This window comes from Rhodanobacter aciditrophus, from assembly GCF_042679525.1.
GTDB lineage: Bacteria > Pseudomonadota > Gammaproteobacteria > Pseudomonadales > Marinomonadaceae > Marinomonas > Marinomonas aciditrophus.
This window is the reverse complement of the sequence record NZ_JBHTMN010000002.1, coordinates 73,068-95,105: the sequence shown is the minus strand read 5'-3', so window position 1 is coordinate 95,105 and position 22,038 is coordinate 73,068. Positions and strand designations below refer to the sequence as shown.

The 22,038-nt window shown below is 47.3% G+C and carries 23 protein-coding genes and 9 tRNA genes; 18 read left to right on the top strand and 14 right to left on the bottom strand.

The genetic code is table 11. From position 1 onward, the window contains the following. The first annotated feature begins 151 nt into the window (after positions 1-151). From ACFQ45_RS00510 to ACFQ45_RS00470, 9 genes are all read left to right on the top strand, one after another. Entirely contained in the window at positions 152-1,213 is a 1,062-nt protein-coding gene (locus ACFQ45_RS00510) for a polysaccharide deacetylase family protein (protein WP_377364232.1), read from the top strand. A gap of 62 nt (positions 1,214-1,275) precedes the next feature. After that, positions 1,276-1,366 (top strand) — tRNA-Ser (locus ACFQ45_RS00505). A 40-nt stretch (positions 1,367-1,406) separates the two neighbouring features. Beyond that, positions 1,407-1,482: transfer RNA gene (locus ACFQ45_RS00500), tRNA-Asn, on the top strand. Between the two features lies 1 nt (position 1,483). After that, positions 1,484-1,560 (top strand) — tRNA-Pro (locus tag ACFQ45_RS00495). A gap of 23 nt (positions 1,561-1,583) precedes the next feature. Then, a tRNA-His gene (locus tag ACFQ45_RS00490) sits at positions 1,584-1,659 on the top strand. A 13-nt stretch (positions 1,660-1,672) separates the two neighbouring features. After that, positions 1,673-1,748 (top strand) — tRNA-Lys (locus ACFQ45_RS00485). A gap of 45 nt (positions 1,749-1,793) precedes the next feature. Further along, a tRNA-Asn gene (locus ACFQ45_RS00480) sits at positions 1,794-1,869 on the top strand. A 1-nt stretch (position 1,870) separates the two neighbouring features. Further along, positions 1,871-1,947: transfer RNA gene (locus tag ACFQ45_RS00475), tRNA-Pro, on the top strand. A 29-nt stretch (positions 1,948-1,976) separates the two neighbouring features. Beyond that, positions 1,977-2,052: transfer RNA gene (locus ACFQ45_RS00470), tRNA-Lys, on the top strand. 460 nt (positions 2,053-2,512) lie between these two features. Here the strand turns inward: ACFQ45_RS00470 and ACFQ45_RS00465 are convergent. From ACFQ45_RS00465 to ACFQ45_RS00435, 7 genes are all read right to left on the bottom strand, one after another. Beyond that, positions 2,513-2,596, bottom strand: a tRNA-Tyr gene (locus tag ACFQ45_RS00465). A 52-nt stretch (positions 2,597-2,648) separates the two neighbouring features. Continuing rightward, positions 2,649-3,596: a ProQ/FINO family protein gene (locus tag ACFQ45_RS00460; RefSeq protein ID WP_377364230.1), complete on the bottom strand. Its 948-nt coding sequence runs from the start codon at positions 3,594-3,596 to the stop codon at positions 2,649-2,651. Positions 3,597-3,780: 184 nt separating this feature from the next. Then, entirely contained in the window at positions 3,781-4,248 is a 468-nt protein-coding gene (locus ACFQ45_RS00455) for a hypothetical protein (protein WP_377364229.1), read from the bottom strand. Positions 4,249-4,262: 14 nt separating this feature from the next. Further along, complete coding sequence (locus ACFQ45_RS00450; RefSeq protein ID WP_377364227.1) at positions 4,263-4,484, bottom strand: cell division protein ZapB; 222 nt, start codon at positions 4,482-4,484, stop codon at positions 4,263-4,265. A gap of 52 nt (positions 4,485-4,536) precedes the next feature. Further along, positions 4,537-5,733 (bottom strand): flagellar assembly protein T N-terminal domain-containing protein, encoded by a 1,197-nt coding sequence (locus tag ACFQ45_RS00445; RefSeq protein WP_377364225.1) that lies wholly within the window; start codon positions 5,731-5,733, stop codon positions 4,537-4,539. Next, positions 5,733-6,344, bottom strand: coding sequence for an LPP20 family lipoprotein (locus tag ACFQ45_RS00440; protein WP_377364224.1), 612 nt, complete (start codon positions 6,342-6,344; stop codon positions 5,733-5,735). Before ACFQ45_RS00440 ends, ACFQ45_RS00445 begins: the two co-directional genes overlap by 1 nt. A 65-nt stretch (positions 6,345-6,409) precedes the next feature. Then, the gene (locus tag ACFQ45_RS00435) at positions 6,410-6,592 is read right to left on the bottom strand and encodes a hypothetical protein (RefSeq protein WP_377364222.1); all 183 of its coding nucleotides are present in this window, start codon (positions 6,590-6,592) and stop codon (positions 6,410-6,412) included. A gap of 198 nt (positions 6,593-6,790) precedes the next feature. Between ACFQ45_RS00435 and ACFQ45_RS00430 the strand changes: the two genes are divergently transcribed. From ACFQ45_RS00430 to greB, 7 genes are all read left to right on the top strand, one after another. Beyond that, positions 6,791-7,774, top strand: coding sequence for a hypothetical protein (locus ACFQ45_RS00430; protein WP_377364220.1), 984 nt, complete (start codon positions 6,791-6,793; stop codon positions 7,772-7,774). Positions 7,775-7,845: 71 nt separating this feature from the next. Beyond that, the gene (locus ACFQ45_RS00425; protein WP_377364218.1) at positions 7,846-8,511 is read left to right on the top strand and encodes an alpha/beta hydrolase; all 666 of its coding nucleotides are present in this window, start codon (positions 7,846-7,848) and stop codon (positions 8,509-8,511) included. 11 nt (positions 8,512-8,522) lie between these two features. Then, positions 8,523-9,353, top strand: a complete 831-nt coding sequence (locus ACFQ45_RS00420; RefSeq protein WP_377364216.1) for an inositol monophosphatase family protein — start codon at positions 8,523-8,525, stop codon at positions 9,351-9,353. A 60-nt stretch (positions 9,354-9,413) separates the two neighbouring features. Further along, the gene (locus ACFQ45_RS00415) at positions 9,414-9,878 is read left to right on the top strand and encodes a DUF2489 domain-containing protein (RefSeq protein ID WP_377364214.1); all 465 of its coding nucleotides are present in this window, start codon (positions 9,414-9,416) and stop codon (positions 9,876-9,878) included. Beyond that, on the top strand, positions 9,875-10,246 hold the full coding sequence (locus tag ACFQ45_RS00410; RefSeq protein ID WP_377364213.1) for a hypothetical protein: 372 nt from the start codon (positions 9,875-9,877) through the stop codon (positions 10,244-10,246). Before ACFQ45_RS00415 ends, ACFQ45_RS00410 begins: the two co-directional genes overlap by 4 nt. Positions 10,247-10,268: 22 nt before the next feature. Continuing rightward, positions 10,269-11,096 carry a mechanosensitive ion channel family protein gene (locus ACFQ45_RS00405; protein ID WP_377364211.1) on the top strand — a complete coding sequence of 276 codons (828 nt, stop codon included), beginning with the start codon at positions 10,269-10,271 and terminating at the stop codon, positions 11,094-11,096. A gap of 96 nt (positions 11,097-11,192) precedes the next feature. Next, positions 11,193-11,696 (top strand): transcription elongation factor GreB, encoded by a 504-nt coding sequence (gene greB / locus ACFQ45_RS00400; protein WP_377364210.1) that lies wholly within the window; start codon positions 11,193-11,195, stop codon positions 11,694-11,696. Between the two features lie 50 nt (positions 11,697-11,746). Here the strand turns inward: greB and ACFQ45_RS00395 are convergent, their stop codons facing one another. From ACFQ45_RS00395 to ACFQ45_RS00370, 6 genes are all read right to left on the bottom strand, one after another. After that, positions 11,747-12,688: a sugar phosphate isomerase/epimerase family protein gene (locus tag ACFQ45_RS00395; RefSeq protein ID WP_377364209.1), complete on the bottom strand. Its 942-nt coding sequence runs from the start codon at positions 12,686-12,688 to the stop codon at positions 11,747-11,749. A 26-nt stretch (positions 12,689-12,714) separates the two neighbouring features. Beyond that, entirely contained in the window at positions 12,715-13,716 is a 1,002-nt protein-coding gene (locus ACFQ45_RS00390) for a Gfo/Idh/MocA family oxidoreductase (protein ID WP_377364207.1), read from the bottom strand. Positions 13,717-13,813: 97 nt separating this feature from the next. After that, positions 13,814-14,635 carry an ATP-binding cassette domain-containing protein gene (locus tag ACFQ45_RS00385; protein WP_377364205.1) on the bottom strand — a complete coding sequence of 274 codons (822 nt, stop codon included), beginning with the start codon at positions 14,633-14,635 and terminating at the stop codon, positions 13,814-13,816. 15 nt (positions 14,636-14,650) lie between these two features. Continuing rightward, on the bottom strand, positions 14,651-15,649 hold the full coding sequence (locus tag ACFQ45_RS00380; protein WP_377364203.1) for an ABC transporter permease: 999 nt from the start codon (positions 15,647-15,649) through the stop codon (positions 14,651-14,653). A gap of 12 nt (positions 15,650-15,661) precedes the next feature. Continuing rightward, the gene (locus ACFQ45_RS00375) at positions 15,662-16,708 is read right to left on the bottom strand and encodes an ABC transporter permease (RefSeq protein ID WP_377364201.1); all 1,047 of its coding nucleotides are present in this window, start codon (positions 16,706-16,708) and stop codon (positions 15,662-15,664) included. Between the two features lie 107 nt (positions 16,709-16,815). Further along, positions 16,816-17,793, bottom strand: coding sequence for a sugar ABC transporter substrate-binding protein (locus ACFQ45_RS00370; RefSeq protein WP_377364199.1), 978 nt, complete (start codon positions 17,791-17,793; stop codon positions 16,816-16,818). A 176-nt stretch (positions 17,794-17,969) separates the two neighbouring features. Between ACFQ45_RS00370 and ACFQ45_RS00365 the strand changes: the two genes are divergently transcribed. Both ACFQ45_RS00365 and ACFQ45_RS00360 read left to right on the top strand, forming a co-directional pair. Next, positions 17,970-19,004, top strand: coding sequence for a LacI family DNA-binding transcriptional regulator (locus ACFQ45_RS00365; protein WP_377364197.1), 1,035 nt, complete (start codon positions 17,970-17,972; stop codon positions 19,002-19,004). A 99-nt stretch (positions 19,005-19,103) separates the two neighbouring features. Then, a complete protein-coding gene (locus ACFQ45_RS00360) occupies positions 19,104-20,132 on the top strand; it encodes a Gfo/Idh/MocA family oxidoreductase (RefSeq protein ID WP_377364195.1) in 1,029 nt (342 codons plus the stop codon). A 393-nt stretch (positions 20,133-20,525) separates the two neighbouring features. On the opposite strand, the gene ACFQ45_RS00355 is transcribed toward ACFQ45_RS00360, so the two are convergent. Further along, on the bottom strand, positions 20,526-22,028 hold the full coding sequence (locus tag ACFQ45_RS00355) for a CoA-acylating methylmalonate-semialdehyde dehydrogenase (RefSeq protein WP_377364193.1): 1,503 nt from the start codon (positions 22,026-22,028) through the stop codon (positions 20,526-20,528). Positions 22,029-22,038: the final 10 nt, after the last annotated feature.

Genomic DNA, 22,038 nt, shown 5'->3' with positions numbered 1-22,038 from the left:
CCTCCTAATCTGATTTCAGTGTAGTGCTAAGAAATAGAAACGGGATAGATGCAGTGGTAGTACTAAATGAGCATAACAGTTGTTGAGTTGTCCCTTTATAAAGGGGTCGCGTACAATGCTGTGAATAAATACTTAAATTAAAGGACTGGAAATGTCACTAAAACACCTAGGTTTAATTGGTGCTGCAACCATGCTGGCGTCGGCGACCTTCGCACAAGATTATTTGCCTATTTTGCAATATCACCATGTGAGCGCATCGACTCCCCGATCCACCTCTCTTTCTCCTGAAGAGTTTAAAGAGCACATGGACTATTTGGCTGAAGCTAATTTTAACGTGGTGGATTTGGCAAAAGCCCTAGACGACATTCGTAATGGCGTAGCATTACCTGATAAAGCCGTTGCGATTACTTTTGATGATGCCTATCGCAATATTTATCAAAATGGCTTTCCAATCCTTAAAGAGCATGGGTTCCCATTTACTGTCTTTATTAATACTCAGCCCATCGAGCAAAAAAACCGTAGCTTCCTAACTTGGGATCAAATCAAAGAAATGACCCAATCAGGTGGCGTATTTGCGAACCATACAGTCAGCCACCCTTATATGGCACGAATGGAAGAAGGGGAATCCCATGGGCAGTGGAAGGCTCGTATGGAAAAAGAAGTGGCAGATGTGGAGGCCGCATTAGAGGAGCACTTAGGCACATCCCCTAAAATGTTGGCGTATCCTTACGGGGAGTCTAATCAGGAGATTCGCACTCTGTTGACTGATCAAGGGATTGTGGGCTTTGGGCAGCAGTCTGGTGTTGTGAGTAAAGACTCTAATTTTGCCGACTTGCCTCGTTTCCCTGCAGCAGGCAACTACGCCAAGCTCTCTACATTAAAAACCAAGTTGAATTCTATGCCGATGCCGCTAGAGAAAGTTGAAGCCGGTGGCGATTTTGCGGGTGAGATGCCCGTGTCGTTAACGCTTTCATTTAAAGATGGGCAGTATCGTCTAAAAGACTTGGCGTGTTATGTGTCAGGGCAGGGCAAAGCAGCATTAAACTGGCTAGACGATACCACTGTTGTTGCGGCGGCAGAGAAACCATTTGGTGTCGGTCGTGGGCGTATTAACTGTACTATGCCAAATAGGGCGGGGAGTCAGTATTACTGGTTCTCCAACGTCTGGATTCGTGCTGGGGAAGACCAGCGTTATGTGTCACAAAAAAATTAAAAAAAATTCAAAAAAGTGTTGCACTGAAATTTAGAATCCGTAATATACACCTCGCTCGCAACGGAGGGGTGGCAGAGCGGTTTAATGCACCGGTCTTGAAAACCGGCGAAGGTTAATAGCCTTCCGAGAGTTCGAATCTCTCCTCCTCCGCCATCTTCCTTTTAGGAAGGAAGTTGTGAGAAAAATTAGTTGTTCCCTGATAGCTCAGTTGGTAGAGCAAATGACTGTTAATCATTAGGTCACTGGTTCGAGTCCAGTTCAGGGAGCCATCGGAGTATAGCGCAGTCTGGTAGCGCGCCTGCTTTGGGAGCAGGATGTCGGGGGTTCGAATCCCTCTACTCCGACCACTAATTTGCATCAATTGGTAATGGTGGGCGTAGCTCAGTTGGTAGAGCTATGGATTGTGATTCCATCGGTCGTGGGTTCGAGCCCCATCGTCCACCCCATTGCCTCATAGTTGGGTCGTTAGCTCAGTTGGTAGAGCAGTTGACTTTTAATCAATTGGTCACTGGTTCGAATCCAGTACGACCCACCAACTATGCCTCGAAACCAATTTGGTTTCATCCTATTTCTGATACATTCCCTGATAGCTCAGTTGGTAGAGCAAATGACTGTTAATCATTAGGTCACTGGTTCGAGTCCAGTTCAGGGAGCCATCGGAGTATAGCGCAGTCTGGTAGCGCGCCTGCTTTGGGAGCAGGATGTCGGGGGTTCGAATCCCTCTACTCCGACCATCAGGATAGTCTGACAATTTGTCTTAAGTGGGTCGTTAGCTCAGTTGGTAGAGCAGTTGACTTTTAATCAATTGGTCACTGGTTCGAATCCAGTACGACCCACCACTTTCCCTTCTTTCTATATTTCTCTTATTTCTTCTTGTAGTCATATTCCTGACCTGTAGTCTGGCTTACTGCTTACCTGCTTACTGCTTACTGCTTACTGCTTACTGCTTACTGCTTACTGCTTACTGCTTACTGCTTACTGCTTACTGCTTACTGCTTACTGCTTACTGCTTACTGCTTACTGCTTACTGCTTACTGCTTACTGCTCTGTGCTTGTGTTGGTTTTGTGTCGTGTAGGTGGGCGTCGGGTGAAGTAGATTTAAGGTGTCTGTCTTGTTTCGGCTAGGAGCTTGATTTGGTGCTTGATCTACTAGGTGCTTGATTGGCTATCAGGGTAATGATGGGGTAGTTGTGTGGTGCTTTCTGTACGGTATATAGCTAAAAATGTATAAATTTAACTGGTTGATTTTACTGAGAATGGAATTGGAGAAGATAGGGAATATCAGGAAGAAAAGAGAAATGGTGGAGGGAGGTGGATTCGAACCACCGAAACTTTCGTGGCAGATTTACAATCTGCTCCCTTTGGCCACTCGGGAACCCCTCCACAGCAGCGCGGCATATATTATAAGGCTTGCCGCGCCGTGTAAACACTTTTTTTAGTTTTTCTTCAGCAATTGTGCCAATTTAGCCTGCATGCGTTCTTCTTCCGTTAGGTTCTCGAACTGTGGGTCAACTTTTGGCTGTTGTTTGGCTTTCTTTGGACGGTTTTGTTGAGAGCCACCTTTGCCTTTGTTACCTGGATGAGCGTTTTGCTTGCTTTTAGGCATTGGTTTTTTCGGCGCTGTGGGCTTCTTGGCGTTAGGTAGAGCTGGCTCATCGCTTACCGCTACGCCCTCAAGGTCAATACGTGGCTGACCAGACAGTAGGCACTTCTTATAGCGATCAGAGCGCGTGTAGGCCGCCATGGCGCGTTTACGTTTGCTGTCGTTGAACTCGTCGTCAAGCACCATGTCTTTGTCGATGCCAACTTTAAGTGGGCGTGGGTTGTTCCAGTCGAAGGCTTTAGGGTAGCGCTCTTCCAACAAACGAATCAGTCGACGGTTGTTCTTTTGATTTTTTTGGCGACGCTTCTCCTCGGCACTGAGTGCTGGCGCTTCAGGAGTGTGGCTAGGTGTTGAATCGACGGGCGTTTGCTCAACTTCTGTCACAGCAGTCTCTTGTTGGTCAGCGGCTGGTGTAAGGTCTTGTTCAGTAGTCATAAGAGATTCTTTCGTTTCTTGGTTGTCTTCGTTGGTCTCAGTGGCTTGTTGCATTTGATGCATTAAGTCAAAGCTGAGTTGGTTTTCCAAGTCCGAGTTTTCGGGCTTGCTGGGTGAAGGGCTCAGTAGGTCTAATGAGTCTTCGATGTATAGTTGTAGCTGATCTTCTGTAGAACGCTTTGTCATAGAGGATAGCAAGTCCAGAGAGGCATCGCTCGGACTGTTAACTTCGTAGGCCGTCTCTTGGGGCGTTTGTTTTAGGCGCTCAATCTCTTGCTTGGCTTGGTTAAGCTCCGCTAAAAGGTTGTCGATTTTATCTTCTAGCGCTTTGATTAATCGATCCATAAAGATTAATTTCCGGATGGTGTGTTAGGGAGAGGGACGCTGGGAGCGCCTTCTCGACCGACCATTTCGTTGAGCTGTTGTGTTGTTGGGAGTATGACTTCTACATTGCTAGTATTCCACCAACGAAACACGCTAATCATGGTTATGCTCACAACAAAAATATAAAACAGCTTCATTATTATCGTTAGAACGTCAAACCTACGCCAATGGTGGCATGTTTATCATAAGCTGTGTCGTCGCTGTTAAACACTTTTAGGAAAACGTCTAGTCGTGTGTTGTTGGTTATACCAATTCGCAACCCAGCTTCTGGGTAGTAAGCGCCGTTATCCAATAAAAAAGTGCCTGCACCGACGTAACTCCAAATCGGTACCGAGCCGCCCCAGTAAAACATGGGGGTTGGCGTGTATAAACGGGCACCAAGGGTTAAGGTGCTTTCAAAACTGTCCCGCAAAATAAAAGAAAAGCCGCCGTAAATAGATAGGGTACGTGGGTAGGTGTACTCGACCAGTGTATTGATTACGCTAGCAGTGTGGCTGGTAGCGGTTGAGGGTTTGCTAAAGACATAGTCATAGCTTGCTAAGCTCGAAAACTGTCCAGCGGCCGATGCGCTGGTCGCCCCTGCGAGTAAAGCCGCTGAAACAAGTTTTTTCATCAATTTCGACCCAATTAATCCAGTTGGTTTAGTTTGTTTAGCATCTGGTTTAGGCTGTTTTCCCAGTTGCTGTGTTGTTCTGATTGTTGGTTTAGTTTGCTGGAAATTTCTTCTTTTTCCTCAGTCAGCTCGTAATTTTGCATTTCAAGCTCGGAGATGCGCTGGCGTAGTGTAGAAATTTCCTCAACAGCAGCATTGATGCGTTGTTCTAAGTGGTGAAGTAGTTCGTTGTTCATGTAAATCTAATCCTAGCAGTGTAGTGCATTTTAAAAGCTTGATTTTAATTGTTTACCAAGCAATCACAACATCTTGTTGTTGAACATTTAATACCCGTGCGTCCACGGCAAGTTCGCCAATGGCAAAATTGGGTTGGACCTGAGTGATAGTAACATTGATGTTGGCGTTGTTAAGTTGTGTTTGCGCATTTTGTAGCTGATCAAATATCTCGTAACGACGAAAAACTTGAAATTGATCACCTTTCTTGATGCCTGCAAGTGATCCTGCGTTGATATGTATTTGATTGCCTTCGGTGCGAAAAATATTAGCGACGAATGGCTGACAATTTAATTTGTCACTGGTGTCGATGGCCATATTTTTAAGGGTTTGTTTAACGATCTGACCATAATGCAGTGTCCAGAACTGACCTGTACCAAAACCTATTTTATTGGTTTCATCTGTATCCCATTTGCCGGTCTCATCATAGCGCTCTTGGAAGATTAAAGCGCCACTGAAGCCATCATAGATGTAAAGGTCTAGGACGAACTTACGTTGGTTGTCTTCTTTGTTTGCCCAGCTTAGTAATTTGTTTAATGGGGTCTTTTGATCGGGGCGCTTTGGAAAGCGCTCGCTGATATCTCGAACAACACCACTTATAACGTATTGCACCCCTAAGTCTTCACCGATATTGGCCACGTCAGTTAGGGAGCCGTCATTGGTCATGGAGGTTGGGGCGTTAATAAGATCAGGATAAACCGATAAATTGGTGGCAGCCAATGCTCTTAGGTAGCCCTGTTGATTGATTTCATCTGCTAGGGCTTTGGGGAATTCTCTAGGTATATTGTGCAGGGCACCTAAGTTTGCTTGTTGTGGTGTTTGCAGTGCGAACCCAGTAATACCAACAGATTTCTTGTAGGGGTTGATGGTGCCGTTTTCACACATGCCTTCTGGGGAAATGTCGGTTTGGATCAGAACCGTTAAGATGTCTGAATCCACGGATTCAGACAATATGCGAGTATCTTTGGCAACGCCGGCACTTTGAATAGAGGTATTGGAAGATATGGTGCCATTGACCATGGCGTCATGGGAACGGACTCTTGAGCTGGCTTGCAAGGTGGCTTGCTTGATAGCCTGCTGAGTCGCCCGATAACGTGCATCATCTAGGTCTTGGTCATAGATGATGGCTTCCCCTTGAGCTTCAATGGTTTGGCCGATAGCTGAGCTTAAGGTTAAGCTCAGTAAGCATGTGGTTAAAATCAGCCTAATCATTATTGAACGCTATAAAAGCTAGAGGGTTGTGACGCTGGCGTAGCAGTACTCGTGCTGTAGTTTTTACGAATTTGGCAGGTAGGGTTCGAACGGATACTTTCCGGCGAGCTAACGCAGGCTCGGAAGTTTTCTTGTAATGCCATTTCGACAACGGTTTCAAATGTGCCGTCTTCCAGTTCCCGCTGAGAAATCACTTTAGCGCCCACTAGGTAGGCATCTACATAGGTGCGCAGTTCGTCATGCTGCATCATCATGTTGCTGAGGGAGCTGGTGCCATCAATTTTTAAGCCGTATACCCGCTCTGATAGATTACGGTAGGCGTCAAGTTTAGAGCCGCGCAGGGACATGAGGCGGGCTTGGGATTTGGACAGTTGTTTGCTGGAGATTGGAGCAGAGTAGCCAGTTGCATTAATGATGATGGGATCTCTAGGCACCACATCGATAATTTCGATGTCGCGGGTTTCCTCTTCTGATTCTGAAGAGTTGCTCAGCATACCTCCTGTACAAGGGGCTACCGATGTGCACTGGGATTCCATTATTGGTTTGCCGCTACAGGCACTTAAAAGTGCTGCTAGGCCAATCAATGTTACTAGTTTGCCCGTATGTGTCATCGGGGATCCTCCATTAGATACTGCGCCAGCTTTCAGCCGTTTAACATAGGTGTAATGAATACCGATTAATGAACTCGGTAAATAACTACTTTTTTTGTCGGTTTTGTCGCAGCGGATTTCGCGATGGCTGTTTCACCTGCGGGCGTTGCCATCATTTCTGATCCGTTTTGATAGTAATGATTATAAGTACAGCCTTGTAGCGCCAAGGCAGCAACTCCAATAGCTATCAGCCACTGTTTTGTGTGCATCGCAAAACCTCAATATTCGTTTACTCCTATAGTTTACGGTTAAAACTACCTATTCTTGAAGTAAATTTGCACAGATTTGCGTCATTTTTGCGGTATTTCAACGGAATATTGGGGGGATCCTAATATGCTTTTCTGTTCTGGTTAAAAAATGAGCAGCTCCTATACTTCTACAAGACATGCGAAATGGGGGTGTTCATTATGAATTTTCAAAAGGTCAGTTTAATAAATCAAGCGCAAGGGCAGCCAGGTTCTTTGGCAGAGCGTTTACGGTTTGATGTGGAGCAGACTCTTAAAGGGACCTATGCTGATGAGTCATTAGTGGAGCGTCTGGATGATTTGTATTTACCCTTTGCACGCTGGGTAGAGGATCGTTTGCAGTCTAAACAAGGTCCCCTAGTCATTGGCTTAGGTGGGCCCCAAGGGTGTGGCAAAACCACATTCTCTTCGGTGGTCAGCCATGTGCTGTGTAAGGGGTTTGACCGTAATGCTGTGGTGGTGAGTTTGGACGATCTTTATTTGACCCGCTCAGATCGCTTGTCCTATGCCCATCAAGTGCACCCTCTGTTTGCGACCCGTGGTGTACCAGGGACCCATGATATTCCTCTGGCGCTGAATATCTTTGAACGCATGAAGCAGCTCAAGTCTGGGGAAGTCATGTATGTGCCTATGTTTGATAAGTCACTTGATGATCGTAAGCCAGTACATCGTTGGCAGGAAGTTGCAGGGCCTGTGGATGTGATTTTTTTTGAAGGCTGGTGTGTGGGAGCTTCCCCTATGTCAGAAGAGTCTTTACTGACACCCATTAATCGCTTGGAAGAAGATAAAGATGCGGAGGCGATATGGCGTAAAGCGGTCAATGAGCATTTGGCCACGGACTATAAGTCTCTATTTGAGCTTATTGATGTGCAAATGTGGATGCAGCCACCAGGTTTTGAAGTCGTTTATGACTGGCGAAATAAGCAGGAGCGAGTGTTAGAAGAGCATCTACATGATATTCATGGGGGGATTTTGGATACCTTGGACATTAAAGTCATGTCCCCAGAAATGCTAAAGGGCTTTATGCAATACTACGAGCGTATTACCCGCCATATGATTTGTTCTATGATTCAACGGGCAGATATTCAGTTTATGTTAAATGGTGACCAGGGGGTTGAATCGGTAAAATTACCCGAAACACACTAGCTGGATTCATCGATCAGCAATTTATGATAGGCTGTCACCATTGTGATGGCCTATTTTTTGGAGCAGTTTTTGTGTCAAAGCCACTAGAATTTATCACCGTTGATACCGCCGAATCCCCCAACTCTGCCGTCATCTGGATGCATGGCCTTGGAGCGGATTGCCATGACTTTGAAGGAATCGTTCCGCAGTTAGGCTTACAAGGTAAAGCCATTCGTTTTGTGTTCCCTAATGCGCCCATTCGCCCAGTGACCATTAATGGTGGAATGAAAATGAGGGCATGGTACGACATCTTAGAAATGACTCTTGATCGCAAAGTGGATATGGCCAACATTAAAGAGTCTGTGGAGCAAATTGAGCAGATGATTTCTGAGCTTGAAGCACAGGGCATTGCCAGTGACAAGGTCGTGATAGCTGGTTTTTCGCAAGGGGGCGTGATCGCTTATCAAGTTGCTTTGTGTGGTCAATATCAGCTTGCAGGCGTGATGGCTTTATCTACCTACATTGCGGATCCAGACCAAGTTCAGGACGCTCAGGGTCATAAGAATGAAAAGACCCCGTTCTTAATTCAGCATGGCACCTTGGATCCGGTCGTGGATCCGAGTTTAGCGGTACGAGCCAATACCCTATTAAATGATAAAGGGTATGTTACAGAATACAGCACTTTCCCTATGCCTCACTCAGTGTGTGCAGAACAGGTGGCTGTTATCGGTGAGTGGTTGAATCAGCGTTTTGCTTAAGGAGAGAGTAAATGTCAATTAAGTTTGAGCCAGATCGTTGGTTAGAATCCGCTAAAGAATGGGCCCTTCATGCGGGCGGTATGATGCAGCAAGGTCGCGCAAATGCAGAGTTCAAACGAGATTATAAGGCCGGCCACGAGCTGGTCACCTCGGTGGACTTAGCGGTGGACGATTACTTGTGCACTCAAATTGTATCAACCTTCCCTGGGCATTTGATTTTGTCTGAAGAGTCGTCCCCTGATTTAAATGTCGCCATGGCGTCGGATGTGCCTGTGTGGGTTATTGATCCCATTGATGGTACGGTCAACTTCGCTCAAGGTTTGCCCCATGTGGCGGTGTCTATTGCGGTGTTTTACCGTGGAGAGCGCTGGGTGGGAGTGGTTTATGGACCATTTTTAAATGAAATGTATTCCGCCGTAAAAGGGAAAGGGGCTTGGCTAAACGACAGGCCTATTTCCGTTAGTGGTCGTAATGTATTGCGTAATGCGGTGGTTGCTACAGGATTCCCATATCAGCGAGATACTTTATATGAGTTGATGGGATATGTGACGGCCGTATTGGCGAATTGCCAAGACATACGACGAAATGGTTCTGCTGCATTGGATCTGTGTGCAGTGGCCAATGGGCAAATGGATGCTTACTACGAAAATGTAAAGCCGTGGGATATGGCAGCAGGAGCTTTAATTGCCGAAGAAGCTGGAGCTACCATAGGGGCGTTTGGTGCTCAGCGCGCAGAGTGGCCTAAGGCCATAAATGGCGACAGTTTAATCGTTGCGACGCCAGAGCTATATGACGCTATCAATACCCTGCTGCAAGAATCTCGAATTGAATTGAGCGTTTAGTGTCTATTGGGCTTCCTAAGCTCAGTACCCACTGAACCTAATATTAATGCTAGGAAATATATGTCTACTAATGCATTTTGGGCAATTTTGATTGTGTGTTTTGCCGTCATTGGCTTGTCGGTTTATTTTATTGCACGACAGTTGAAACAGAATAAAGAGCGTGCCGATCGTATTGCGGCGGGAGAAGGTCGCTTACGTGAAGAGCGGACAAAGCGAATTGAAAGCATCCAAATCCTAATGCGCGCCGTAGAAGAGGATGAAAAGCTAACTTGGACGGAAGCGTCTATTCGTGTGAAGAACCTGTTAGATCAGTTAAGCGTTGATTTATCGGAGCACGAAGATGTGCAAGCTGTGTACTTAGTCGAAGAGCACACACAACATATTCCAACTCATGATCAATGGAATGCTCTGCCACTTGCTGCGCGACGTAAATATCAAGCCGAGATGGATGCACTCGAAGCAACCCATGTGGAGCGTTTGCGTCGCGCTAAAACTTACTTGTTGGCGTATAACTTTAACGAATGATCTTACAAATCCTGATCGGTACATTCGTTTGCTTTTTATTGTTGGTTGTCTTGCTGGTGTTTTTTATCAAACACAAGCAGCGAGCGCCTTATTACCAGTTAGATGCAAATGGCTGTGTCAAAGTACTGCGTGAAGCCGTGGAGCAGCGGCTGCTTGAGCGAGACTGGCATGTCTTTATTGGGATGAGTGTGCGATATGATCAGGAGATCGAAGCTTTGCGTCACGAGTGTGCTGTGATCGATGAGGAATGTGTCGTGAATACGCAATGTAAAGATGGCAAAGTGTATGTTGTGTTTTCAAAGCAAGGTATTTTACGCTTAAAGCATCTGTTAGATGAATGGCAGCATAAAGCCGAGTATTTGGCTTAATTTTTAACACAGGAAATGAGATATGAATGAATTGGAAAAATGGATGGAAGAAGGGAGTACTTGGCTGCCTTGGTTAACAGAGAAAAGCGTCAGCATTATTGTTGGCATTATCATTTTCTTTGTTGGTAAGTGGATTGCTAAGCGTATCGCAAATTGGATTGAGCAACGTATGCGCAATTCAAAAATTGACAATGCCGTAGTGGGCTTTACCTCAAGCATCTTGTATGCCTTGATGTTTGCCGCTGTGATTCTGATGGCGCTTGGTCAAATTGGCGTCCAGACCACATCCTTTATTGCTATTCTCGGTGCCGCCGGTTTAGCCGTAGGTCTTGCGTTGCAAGGTTCCTTGTCAAACTTTGCGTCGGGCGTACTGATCATTCTATTGCGTCCATTTAAAGCGGGGGACTTCGTTGAAGTCGGTGGCGAAATGGGAACGGTAGATCGCATTGAGTTGTTCCATACCTACCTGAAGACCCTTGATAATCGCAGCGTGATCCTGCCGAACTCGTCTGTGATGGACGGTACCATTGTCAACTATTCGGCCCATTCAACTCGCCGTTTAGATCTTGTTATTGGTATTAGCTACGATGCAGACATCCGTCTGGCCCGTGATTTGATGAAGTCTATCCTGGACAATGAAGAGCGTGTATTGCCTGATCCTGCGTACATGATTTTTGTCTCAGAGTTGGCGGACAGCTCCGTAAACTTCAGTGTTCGTATTTGGGTGAAATCAAGCGACTTGTTGCAATTCAAGTCTGACTTCTTAGAGAAGGTTAAATACACCTTTGATGAGAACGGTGTTGGTATTCCGTACCCACAAATGGACGTGCATTTGTCCAAAGCAGACTAAACTGCGAAAGGTTATACAATGGCGTCGCGAGAAATCGTGGCGCCATTTTTGTTTGTTGAATACTTTGTTTATTGAAGACGCTGTTAGAGAGGTTCTATGAGTCGATACCGTCCACCGGGTGCTCCAAAAGGTGCTTACATCACCAAACAAGGGGCGGATAAGCTGTTGGCTGAGCTGAAATATCTTTGGAAGGAAAAACGCCCTGAAGTGACTCAAACCGTCAGTGATGCCGCAAAGTTGGGGGATCGCTCGGAGAACGCAGAATACATCTACGGTAAGAAGCAGTTACGTGAGATTGACCGACGTGTGCGCTATCTAGAAAAGCGGTTAGATCAATGTACCGTGGTGGATCGTTTGCCCATTGATCGTTCCGTTGTGTTCTTTGGGGCATGGGTGACACTGGAAGATGACGACGGGAATCAAGAGCGTTTTCGCATTGTAGGGCCCGATGAAATCGATCATGAGGAAGATTACATCAGTATGGATTCACCCGTAGCAAAAGCACTGCTGAAGCGTAGCGAGGGAGATGAAGTGGTACTGAAAAGGGCGGGTGGTGAAAAAACCTATTATATTGATCAAATAGAATACGTAGAGTATTAAAAAGAGCAGGGGGCCCGCAGATTGGCCACCCTGCTAAAAGATGCCGGTCCCTAACGCAGGATCGTTTGCTTCAGAGCATCCACCGAGGATTGGATGCCCGCTTCAACCGACATGGTGAAGTCTTCCATCTCTAGAGAGACCCAATCGTGGTAGCCTTGCATGCCGACCACAGAGAAAAACTCTTTCCACCACTGGAGGTCGTGACCCGCGCCGACCGCCACATAGTTCCAAGAGCGGTTTGCAACGTCCGTCACGTCTTTAAGTTCCAATAGGCCGTTGATGTCGCATAAACCGCGCTCAATGCGAGTGTCTTTGCCGTGTACGTGGTGAATGGCGTCCCCTAGAGCGCGGGCAGCCGCGATGGGGCAAGCGCCTTTCCAGAACAAGTGACTTGGATCTAGGTTCATACCTACCATAGGGCCAACTTCGTTACGCAAACGGAACAGTGTCTCAGGGTTCCATACCAACATGGCAGAGAAGTTTTCTAGAGCGTATTTTTCTACGCCTACTTCAGTCGCCAGTTTCACCAGATCGTGCCATAGAGGGAATGCTCGATCTTCCCACTGGTAACGGTCACGCTCAGGCATTTCATTTGGCCAGCTCTTGGTGTACACCAACCAGTTAGGCACCATGTCTCCTGGAGCCGCTTCAGGCAAGCCAGACATGGTGATGATTTTCTTAACGCCAATTTCCCCTGCAAGGCGGATGGTGTCTTCCATCTCTTTACGGTGGCGCTTACCCATCTCACCTGGATCAAGAGGGTTAGCAGAGCAGTTTAGCGCGGCGATTTGTAGGCCGCGGGCTTCGATCTCGGCTAGCTTTTTCTTTAGCAGGCCTTTATCAGCAAGCAGTTCGTCAGCGCGGAAGTGAGGGGCGCTTGACCAGCCACCCCCCGTCATTTCAACACCTTCTAAACCCAGTTCAACACATTTATCTAGCATCTCTGTGAACGACAGATTGCCCATTACATCGGTACAAATAGAGAGTTTCATAAATAAGCCTATAAATTCACAAAGTGTTAGTTGTACAAGTCTGGTTTAGAAATGCGCTTAATTGGCTCACGCTGACCTGATGTAACAGCGCGAAGGGCGGCATCGGCCGTCAGTGTGGCAGCATAGCCATCCCATGCACTTGGCCCAGTTGCTGTACCGGCAGAAGCCGCAGCGATCCACTCTCTAAATTCTTGGTCGTACGCTTCAATAAAACGTTCACGCCAGTCTTCAGGAATGGCTTGGCGAATACCGTGTTGATCAGAAATCACAGTCGCAGGACGATTTGGAAGTGCCGCAACCCCAAGTTCACAGCTTACTTCGCCACGAATATCGTAGCCGTAGGCAATGTTTACAGAGATTTCCACATCCACGATGGCACCGCTTGCCATGTGAAGTAAGACGATGGTTGGGTCACGCAGCTCGCCGCCACGGGTTGAGCGACGTGGTACACGAACTTCTACCGCGTCAATTTCATCTGAAAGTAACCAGCGTGAGATGTCCGCATCATGAACCAGCGTGTCATTGAGAGGCATGTCAGAGGTGTATAAACCCTCTGGCACACTCGGGTTGCGGTGAGTGGAGTGATACATCAAAGGCGTGCCCAAGGTGCCACCATCAATCACAGCTTTAAGGCGACGGTAGTCAGCGTCAAATCGGCGCATAAAGCCCACTTGTACAAGACGCTTGCCATAAGCTACTTCCGCAGCCAAGACTTTCAGCGCTGATTCTTCCGAGATCACCATTGGCTTCTCGCAAAACACGGGTTTACCGGCGGCGATACATTCAAGCAATTGTTCTTCGTGGGCCGCTCCCCAAGAACAAATCACCACAGCGTCTACTGTCTCGGAGTGAATCAACTCTTTAACGGACGTGAATACTTTTGCACCTTCAGGGGCGATAGCTGTTGCGCGGTTTTCATCGATGTCATTGACCGCAACCACTTCAACACCTTGTAATACTTTTGTTAGACGGCGAATATGATCTTGTCCAATCATACCAGTCCCGATAACGCCAACTCTTAAAGACATAAGTCCCCCTATTCCTTAAAGAATATAAATGAGTAAATAATTATTGTTTTTTGTGCGCTGTGTAAGGGGCGTCTATTGGTTAGACGCCGTCCACGGGTTATTGATTTGCAGCCGCTGCTGGCTGCCCATCATGGGCATCCATATGACTCGCGATTTCGCTCTCAAGGTCTGCCATGGCTTCACCGCCCGCCATCAGATCCGTGATTTCTTCACGGGTCTTGTCGCCTTTACGGAAGTCCGCCGCCAGAGCGCCACGAATCAAGACAGCAAAGTGGTCACCCACTGTCATGGCGTGCATAACTTGGTGGGTAATGAAGATAACAGCTAGGCCGCGTTTACGAGCTTCGAAGATGATGCGCAATACGTGGGCCGCTTCTTTTACACCCAATGCCGCAGTCGGCTCATCGAGAATAAGAAGGCGGGCACCAAAGTGAACCGCACGAGCAATGGCCAAGGATTGACGCTCACCACCGGACAAACCACCGATCAGACGATCGCCGTCATCGATACGGGTGATACCGAATTCACGTACCGCTTTAACGGCGGTTTCGTTAGCTGTCTTGCGGTCAAATACTGTGAATGGGCCCCATTTTTTGGTGGGCTCAACCCCTACGAAGAAGGAGCGACCAATGCTCATCAATGGGAAGGTGCCCCCGAATTGGTGAACGGTTGAAATACCTCGGTCTGATGCATCCTTTGGACGATCGAAGTTGACTTCTTCCCCATCCATAAACATTTGACCAGAAGTCGGTTTGTGGACACCGGCCAAGGTTTTAATCAAAGTAGATTTACCGGCACCGTTGTCACCCAATAGACACAGCACTTCACCTGGGTGTACTTTCAAAGAAATATCGTGCAACACATCAATTGGCCCAAATGACTTATTTACGTTGCGAAGTTCCAATACTGGAGTAGTCATATCTAATCCCTCTTCTTATTTTTTTTGTTTGGGCGCGTGTGTTAACGCCATTTTTCGGAAGAAATTGTTCATCAATACAGCTGCCATCAACATCACGCCGATGATCAAGCTGGACCAGTTACGGTCGATGTCTGTGAAGTAAATACCTTGGCTTACGACCGCAAAGGTTAGCGTGCCGAAGAAGATACCCATGATGGATCCGAAGCCGCCTGTAAGAAGCACGCCGCCCACCACAATGGAAACGATCACGTTAAAGATGTACTGCATACCACCGGATACTTGCGCAGAGTTGAATAGAATCGCCCCACACATGCCTACAAATGCTGCGCTGGTAGAAGACAAGACAAACAACCAAATCGTCATGTTACGTACTGGAATACCAGCGTTGTGGGCGCTGACCTTGTCGCCACCCATGGCATAGATCCAGTTACCAAAACGAGTACGGTGAATCACGAAGAAGTACACGGCCACCAAAGCCAACCACCAGAAGATGATCACCTGATAGCTACCACCGATGAGTTGGCCGAAGATGGATTTACTCCATTCAGGGGCTGCCAAAGAAACACTGGCATTACCGGTAAGCAGGACCGAAGAGCTCAATACCAAACCTTGCATGGCAACCAAGGTGCCTAGGGTAACAATCAAAGACGGTACCGTTGTGTTGACCGTTAAGTAACCATTGATCAGTCCAACGATCACCCCAAGTGCAATCGCACCTAGAATGCCTACTTCGATTGGGAAGCCATAGTGACCGGACAGAATGGCTACGGTCATAGAGCCCGCAGGAATCATGGCACCAATGGAAATGTCCAGTTCTCCAGCGATCATCAACAAGCCCACAGGCAAGGCGATGATGCCTAGGTTAGCGGCAAAGTTTACCCAGCTTGCCGATCCCACTAGGTGGTCTAGCTGAACGCCACCAAAAATGATGTAGAACACAATGACTGCCGCGAAGCTCAGTACTGAGCCGGATTCAGGGCGAGTCAGAAAATTGCTGATAGATATGTTATTCATAGCTCTGCCTTCTTATTTGTTCTTTTTCTTGGAGTAACTTAGCGCAAGCTTTCTGAACGAGTCGTTGGTGATTACGGCAACCAATAGCAAGGCACCGATGATGATACTGCCAACGTTCGGATCAAAACTGGTGAAGTAAATCCCTTGGTTCACCACAGCGAAGGTGATGGTGCCGAACACAATGCCGAACACAGAACCAAAACCACCGGTCAATAACACACCACCGATGACCACACACATGATCGAGTTAAAGATAAAAGCTTGACCGCCTGCTACTTGAGCACTCTGATACACCATGGCTTGAGACACACCCACAAAGGCTGCCGCAAAACCACTCATCATAAACAAAGAGATGGTCAGTTTTTCTGTTGGGATACCGGCGTTACGGGCACTGATCTTGTCGCCACCTAAGGCACAGATCCAGTTACCGAAACGAGACGCGTGTAAGATGAAGCCCACTACCACGATGAAGCCGATCCACCAGAAAATTGTGATCTGGAACATGCCGCCGATAAACTGGCCTAACATGGCTTGAGACAGTTCGCTTGGAATAATGGACGCTGTAGTTGAGCCAGTTAACAAGATAGAAGAGCCAAGAGTCAGACCCATCAGAGCGAACATCATACCGATGGTCACAATCAGAGACGGAATCTCCGTACGCAGTACGATTAGCCCGTTAATAAGACCCACTAATAAACCAACCCCTAATGCGGCCAAGATGCCCACAAAATCTGGTAAACCAAAGTAACCAGAGACAATGGCAGTGGTCAGCGAAGAAGCTGGAATCACGGCACCAATGGATAAGTCCAATTCACCAGCGATCATGAGCAAGCCAATAGGCAGTGCCACAATACCGATCTCTGCTGCAACGTTAAGCCAGCTTGCAAAACCTGCAGGTGAAAGGAAGACCATGCCGCCGAAAATTGAGAAGAAAACAAATACCGCAAGCATTCCGAAGAATGATCCTGCTTCTGGTCTTCTGATTAGCTGTCCAAGCGACGGTCCAGATGTGTTTTTGTAAGTCACGACAGACTTTTGATTTTGGCTAATAGAGGCCATGTACTACTCCCCGAGAATAAACAAACCTTTCGGCTTTTCTTTACGCCAGCTCTTAGACTGGCAATCCGCTGCGCACTCAACATTGAGTGCGCAGGGTGAAAGCGCGCTTAACGAGTACCTTGTTTAACACCTGATAGCGTTGAATCAACGTTGGTTTTGTCAACGATGCCAGGGCCGGTCAAGATTTCTCGAGTCGGTACAGTCAGGCCGTAGTTCACATAGCCATTTAGGATGGACACAGCTAGGTAACCTTGTAGGTAGCCTTGTTGGTCAATCGCAAACAGTTGCTTGCCAGACTTGATGTTGTTTAATACGGTTTCGTCCATGTTCAAGCTACCCACTTGTACGCGGCCCATTTTGCCAGACTGCATAACGCCATTGATGGCAGAGTTCGCATCTACGTTACCGATCGTGTAAACGCCGTTTACCGTAGGGTTGCGAAGTAGGTAAGCTTTGATAGCTTGGGCAACGGCTGTTGCGTTACCAAAGGAAGTTGCTGGAAGAGGAAGTACTTCAGCTTCACCACCTGCCGCCGCAGCACCATCTGTCAAACCTTTACAGTTAGCTTCGATGTTGGCAGCACCAGGAAGAGTGTTGATACAAACCAGTTTGTTCTGGCCGTTTTTAATTAGGTATTGAGCGGCTGCGATGCCTGCTTTGTAATCATCTGAACCGATGTAGTTCATTGCATCAAGCTTGTCAGCGGCTTGAATGCCACCCGCGTTGTAGATGATCAGAGGAATGCCCGCAGCTCGAACGGCTTCAAAGGCTGGATCCATTGCCGCAGGAACCCAGTCTGGGCCAACAATGGCATCCGCACCTTGGGAGATCGCTTGGCGAATCAGCTCCGCCGCATCCACACCTAGGTTGTCGTAGTTTTGAGGAGATAACCAAGTAACAGAGCCCCCTTGAGCTTCTACTACTAAGCCTGCATCGTCAGCACCTTTCTTCACGATTGACCAGAAGGAATCGTCAGGCTTGCCACCAACGACAAAGATATTAGCTGCCATGACAGCAGTGGTTGCGCACGCAGTGAAAGTCGCTACGGCAGTTTTTAACAACAAAGAACGGTTCAGCTTTTTCATTTTTATTTTCCTTTCCATTGCTTGTTTTGCTCTCTCGTTGGAGAGCTGGTTATTTTTATTCGCAAAATAAAAGTAGTAAAAAATTTGCAAGTTGGGAAATGAAAAAGAGCTAAAGATGGTTTATTGTGTCATTATGAATCATTCATAGTGACATAATAAAAATAGTTGGAGTGAGTATGAAGCGACCAACCATCGCAGATCTATCAAAGGCTGCAGGGGTATCTACCTCAACGGTGAACCGAATTCTTAATGGCAGTGGGGCGGTTAAAAACAGCACCATGCTGCAAGTCAAAAAAGCCGCTGAGAAAATTGGTTTCTATGGAATCGGAGCCATCGAGTATCGTGTGAAAGAATCCACACCCACCTATCGTTTGGGTTTTTTGTTGCAACAATCCCACCGACCTCTGTATCAATTATTCCGTGACCACATTGTTCAGGCCTGTCAAAACAGATTGAACGAAGTCGTCGAGCCGCTGGTGGATTTTGTTGATATTTTGACGCCAGAGAATATCGCCTCACGCTTAATTGCCTTGGGTAAGGAGTGTGATGCGGTGGCTGTGATTGCCGCGGACCATCCTTTGATTGGTCATGCCATCAGTGATTTAGCGCAACAAGGCACACCAGTGGTGGCCTACATCACAGACCAATCAAGCTCGCAAAAAGCGGCTTATGTAGGGGTGGATAACTGGAAACTTGGACGAACTGCGGGTTACCTAATGGGGCAGATGAGCAAGCGTCCTGGGCGAGTAGCGGTCTTCATTGGTAACCATAGATATCAGTGCCAGGACGTGGCGGATGCGGGGTTCAGATCGTATATTCGAGAATACCATCACTTGCTAACTGTTGATGAAACTCGTCCTACCCACGAAGACCCAAACCTGGCTTACGATATGGTGAAAGAGCTGGTGAATTCCACCGATGATTTAGTGGGGATCTTGATCGTTGGTGGGGGGATATCTGGGGTTGTGCGTGCTCTAAAGGAGCTGCCAGAAGACAAGCGAAACGAGATCATTTTGGTCTGTCGCGATTCGGGCCCAATCACCATGAAAGGCTTGTCAGAAGGGCTGATTAACGCCTCCTTGTGTCACCCTCTAGAGAGCATGTCATCCATGTTAGTAGAGAGTCTAGTGGAAACGGTACAAAACGATTCAGCGACGCCGACTATGTTGAAAACCGTGCCTTTTGAGATCCTGATGCCGACCAATATTTAAGTGTAAAACTTGGGTTATTTTGGAATATAAATTCCATTTTTTATTGTATTGGAGTATTTTGTCTAAATAATAATGTAAATGGATGTAGGGAGCAGAATCATGCGCTTAGGGTTAGTTGGATATGGTACAGGTGGACAGCATTTTCATGGGCCTTTTATTGAGGCGGTGAATGGCATCCAGTTGGTGGGGATTGTCGCGCGAGCAGCCGATAAGGTTGCGGCGGCTAAGGCGGATTTTCCTGATGTGCCGGTATTTGAATCCTTAGACAGCATGATGGCTAGCGTGTCTCTTGATGCGGTGACTGTAACCACTCCGCCTCATACGCGCCGAGAGCTGGTGCTTAAGGCCATTGAAGCTGGCTTGCATGTGGTAGCGGATAAACCCTTTGCTCCGAATGCCGAGGTTGCCAGAGAGCTGACTAAAGCGGCACAAGATCGTGGTGTGGTGTTAAGTGTGTTCCATAACCGACGCTTTGATACGGATATTGTTACCTTAAAGAAAACTTTAGAGAGTGGTGTATTAGGGCAAGTCTGGCGCTTCCAATCACGGTTCGATTTGGATGATCCTGCCACCCTAGAGAAGGGGCCAGAAGGCGGTTTGCTCCGTGACCTTGGTAGCCATGTGGTGGATCAAGCCATTCACCTATTCGGCTCTGTGGCGTCAGTGAATGCTAACTTAGATAACATGGAGCTGCCTGAAGGCACTACTAACACCAGTTTTTGCATTACCCTTAACCACAAAAATGGCGTTCACTCCCACTTGTCCGCAAGTAAAGTGAATGGCTTGGTGGCGAAGGAGATTCTCGTGTACGCAGAGAACGGTGGTTATCACTCTTTGGCGACTGACGTACAGGCTCAAGATATCTTTGCAGGCAAACGCCCGGTGGAGGATTTAGATGGCTGGGGATATCAAGATGAGGCCCACTGGGCATTACTTGCAACCCCAGAAGACAAACGCACTGTCCCCTCAGAGCAAGGTCGATACCATGACTATTACCAGCAGTTTTACGACGCTGTGACTCAAGGTAAAACACCACCTGTGACCTGTGAAGAAGCCATTGAAGTCCTTAAAGTCATTGATGCGGTTTCCTTGAGTGCTGCGCAAAATCAGTGTGTTTCCATCGACTGATTTCATCCACTGATTTTACTTAACTAAAGCGGTCATATTTTGGCCGCTTAATCGCCTTTCATTTACCCTTTTATTTGGGTTCCTTCGTCCTCTTTTTAGATCTCTTTCAGTCGATAAATAAGGGGCTGTTGAGGTCTTATTACACCTTCTATTCGCCAATAGAGTTAAGGCTCATACTTCACTTTAGTTTGTTTAGTGATCAAAATTCAGGTCGATATAGGTAATCGATCTATAGGTTTGTGTCATTTTTTGTATCGGCTTTGTTTCAAAATGACACGAAAAAAGCCCACGTAAAGTGGGCTAAAAATACTGCATACTAGAGAGAGATTACCGGAGCAAACTAGCAGCAGCCACGGAGGTGGTCGGAGTATCTTTCGTGTCTAACTCTATCAACTACTTCATGGTCGGCATGGAGAATTCCGCGCCTGCGCGAAGACCTGTTGGCCAGCGAGCAGTAACAGTCTTCATGCGAGTGTAGAAGCGAACGCCATCTGGACCATGCATGTGTAGCGGTCCAAACAAAGAACGTTTCCAACCACCGAAGCTGTGGAATGCCATAGGGACTGGGATCGGTACGTTAACACCCACCATGCCCACTTGGATTTCTTCACAGAATTGACGTGCCGTGTCGCCGTCACGGGTGAAGATGGAAGTACCGTTGCCGTATTCGTGAGCGTTGATCATCTCAACTGCTTCGGCGTAGCTTTCTGCGCGAACAACACACAATACAGGGCCGAAGATCTCTTCTTCGTAAATACGCATGCCTTTCTTAACATTGTCGAACAGTGTTGGGCCTACGAAGTAACCGTTTTCATGGCCAGGGTAAACGAATTCACGACCATCGCGTACTAAGGTAGCGCCTTCTTCTACACCCGTATCGATGTAGCCTTTGATTTTTGCACAGTGCTCTTTAGAGATAACTGGACCCATGTGCGCTTCTTCAGGAAGACCTAGACCCGGGCCAACACGCATGGTGTCGATCTCTTTGCTTAGGCTAGAGATTAGGTTGTCAGCCACTTCATCACCCACACAAACTGCAACAGAGATGGCCATACAGCGCTCACCAGCCGAACCGTAAGCGGCACCCATTAGAGAGCCGACCACTTGAGCAGGATCTGCGTCAGGCATAACGATCATGTGGTTTTTCGCGCCACCTAGTGCTTGTACACGTTTGCCGTGGGCAGACGCAGTAGAGTAGATGTATTCTGCGATTGGCGTTGAGCCTACAAAGCTAACTGCTTGTACACGCTCGTCAGTCAATAGAACGTCCACAGACTCTTTGTCACCGTTAACAACGTTGAATACGCCATCAGGTAGACCTGCTTCAGTTAAAAGTTCAGCTAAGCGTAGTGGAACAGAAGGATCTTTTTCAGACGGCTTCATAACGAAAGTGTTACCACAGGCGATGGCAACAGGGAACATCCACATTGGCACCATGGCAGGGAAGTTAAATGGTGCGATACCGGCACAAACACCTAGCGGTTGCATCAAAGACATACTGTCAACGCCACGACCAACGTTTAGGCTGTGCTCGCCTTTTTGAAGGTGAGGAATACCACAAGCAAACTCAACCACTTCTAGGCCACGAGTCAATTCGCCTTTCGCGTCAGAGAACACTTTACCGTGTTCTTTAGTAATCATTTCAGCGATTTCGTCAGCGTGTTCCTCAAGAAGTGCTTTGTACTTGAAAAGAACGCGGGCACGGTTTAGCGGAGTGACTTTACGCCAAGATTCAAATGCCGTTTGTGCAACGGCAATCGCGTCACGTGTTTCGTCCGCGCTAGATAGGGCAACGTTTAGGCTTTGCTCACCCGTTGCAGGGTTGTAAACAGGACCGATACGGCCACTTTGGCTGGCAACGTGCTGGCCGTTAATGAAGTTTCCTAAAGTTTCCATTTGAGTACCT

Coding starts and splice junctions, on each gene's coding strand:
- ACFQ45_RS00395 (WP_377364209.1), bottom strand. CDS start 12,688: ATGAAACTCTCTATTTGTACCGATGTAATGGGCAATCTGTCGTTCACA.
- ACFQ45_RS00405 (WP_377364211.1), top strand. CDS start 10,269: ATGAATGAATTGGAAAAATGGATGGAAGAAGGGAGTACTTGGCTGCCT.
- ACFQ45_RS00365 (WP_377364197.1), top strand. CDS start 17,970: ATGAAGCGACCAACCATCGCAGATCTATCAAAGGCTGCAGGGGTATCT.
- ACFQ45_RS00385 (WP_377364205.1), bottom strand. CDS start 14,635: ATGACTACTCCAGTATTGGAACTTCGCAACGTAAATAAGTCATTTGGG.
- ACFQ45_RS00420 (WP_377364216.1), top strand. CDS start 8,523: ATGTCAATTAAGTTTGAGCCAGATCGTTGGTTAGAATCCGCTAAAGAA.
- ACFQ45_RS00360 (WP_377364195.1), top strand. CDS start 19,104: ATGCGCTTAGGGTTAGTTGGATATGGTACAGGTGGACAGCATTTTCAT.
- ACFQ45_RS00435 (WP_377364222.1), bottom strand. CDS start 6,592: ATGCACACAAAACAGTGGCTGATAGCTATTGGAGTTGCTGCCTTGGCG.
- greB (WP_377364210.1), top strand. CDS start 11,193: ATGAGTCGATACCGTCCACCGGGTGCTCCAAAAGGTGCTTACATCACC.
- ACFQ45_RS00455 (WP_377364229.1), bottom strand. CDS start 4,248: ATGAAAAAACTTGTTTCAGCGGCTTTACTCGCAGGGGCGACCAGCGCA.
- ACFQ45_RS00375 (WP_377364201.1), bottom strand. CDS start 16,708: ATGGCCTCTATTAGCCAAAATCAAAAGTCTGTCGTGACTTACAAAAAC.
- ACFQ45_RS00450 (WP_377364227.1), bottom strand. CDS start 4,484: ATGAACAACGAACTACTTCACCACTTAGAACAACGCATCAATGCTGCT.
- ACFQ45_RS00355 (WP_377364193.1), bottom strand. CDS start 22,028: ATGGAAACTTTAGGAAACTTCATTAACGGCCAGCACGTTGCCAGCCAA.
- ACFQ45_RS00410 (WP_377364213.1), top strand. CDS start 9,875: ATGATCTTACAAATCCTGATCGGTACATTCGTTTGCTTTTTATTGTTG.
- ACFQ45_RS00390 (WP_377364207.1), bottom strand. CDS start 13,716: ATGTCTTTAAGAGTTGGCGTTATCGGGACTGGTATGATTGGACAAGAT.
- ACFQ45_RS00445 (WP_377364225.1), bottom strand. CDS start 5,733: ATGATTAGGCTGATTTTAACCACATGCTTACTGAGCTTAACCTTAAGC.
- ACFQ45_RS00440 (WP_377364224.1), bottom strand. CDS start 6,344: ATGACACATACGGGCAAACTAGTAACATTGATTGGCCTAGCAGCACTT.
- ACFQ45_RS00370 (WP_377364199.1), bottom strand. CDS start 17,793: ATGAAAAAGCTGAACCGTTCTTTGTTGTTAAAAACTGCCGTAGCGACT.
- ACFQ45_RS00415 (WP_377364214.1), top strand. CDS start 9,414: ATGTCTACTAATGCATTTTGGGCAATTTTGATTGTGTGTTTTGCCGTC.
- ACFQ45_RS00380 (WP_377364203.1), bottom strand. CDS start 15,649: ATGAATAACATATCTATCAGCAATTTTCTGACTCGCCCTGAATCCGGC.
- ACFQ45_RS00430 (WP_377364220.1), top strand. CDS start 6,791: ATGAATTTTCAAAAGGTCAGTTTAATAAATCAAGCGCAAGGGCAGCCA.
- ACFQ45_RS00510 (WP_377364232.1), top strand. CDS start 152: ATGTCACTAAAACACCTAGGTTTAATTGGTGCTGCAACCATGCTGGCG.
- ACFQ45_RS00460 (WP_377364230.1), bottom strand. CDS start 3,596: ATGGATCGATTAATCAAAGCGCTAGAAGATAAAATCGACAACCTTTTA.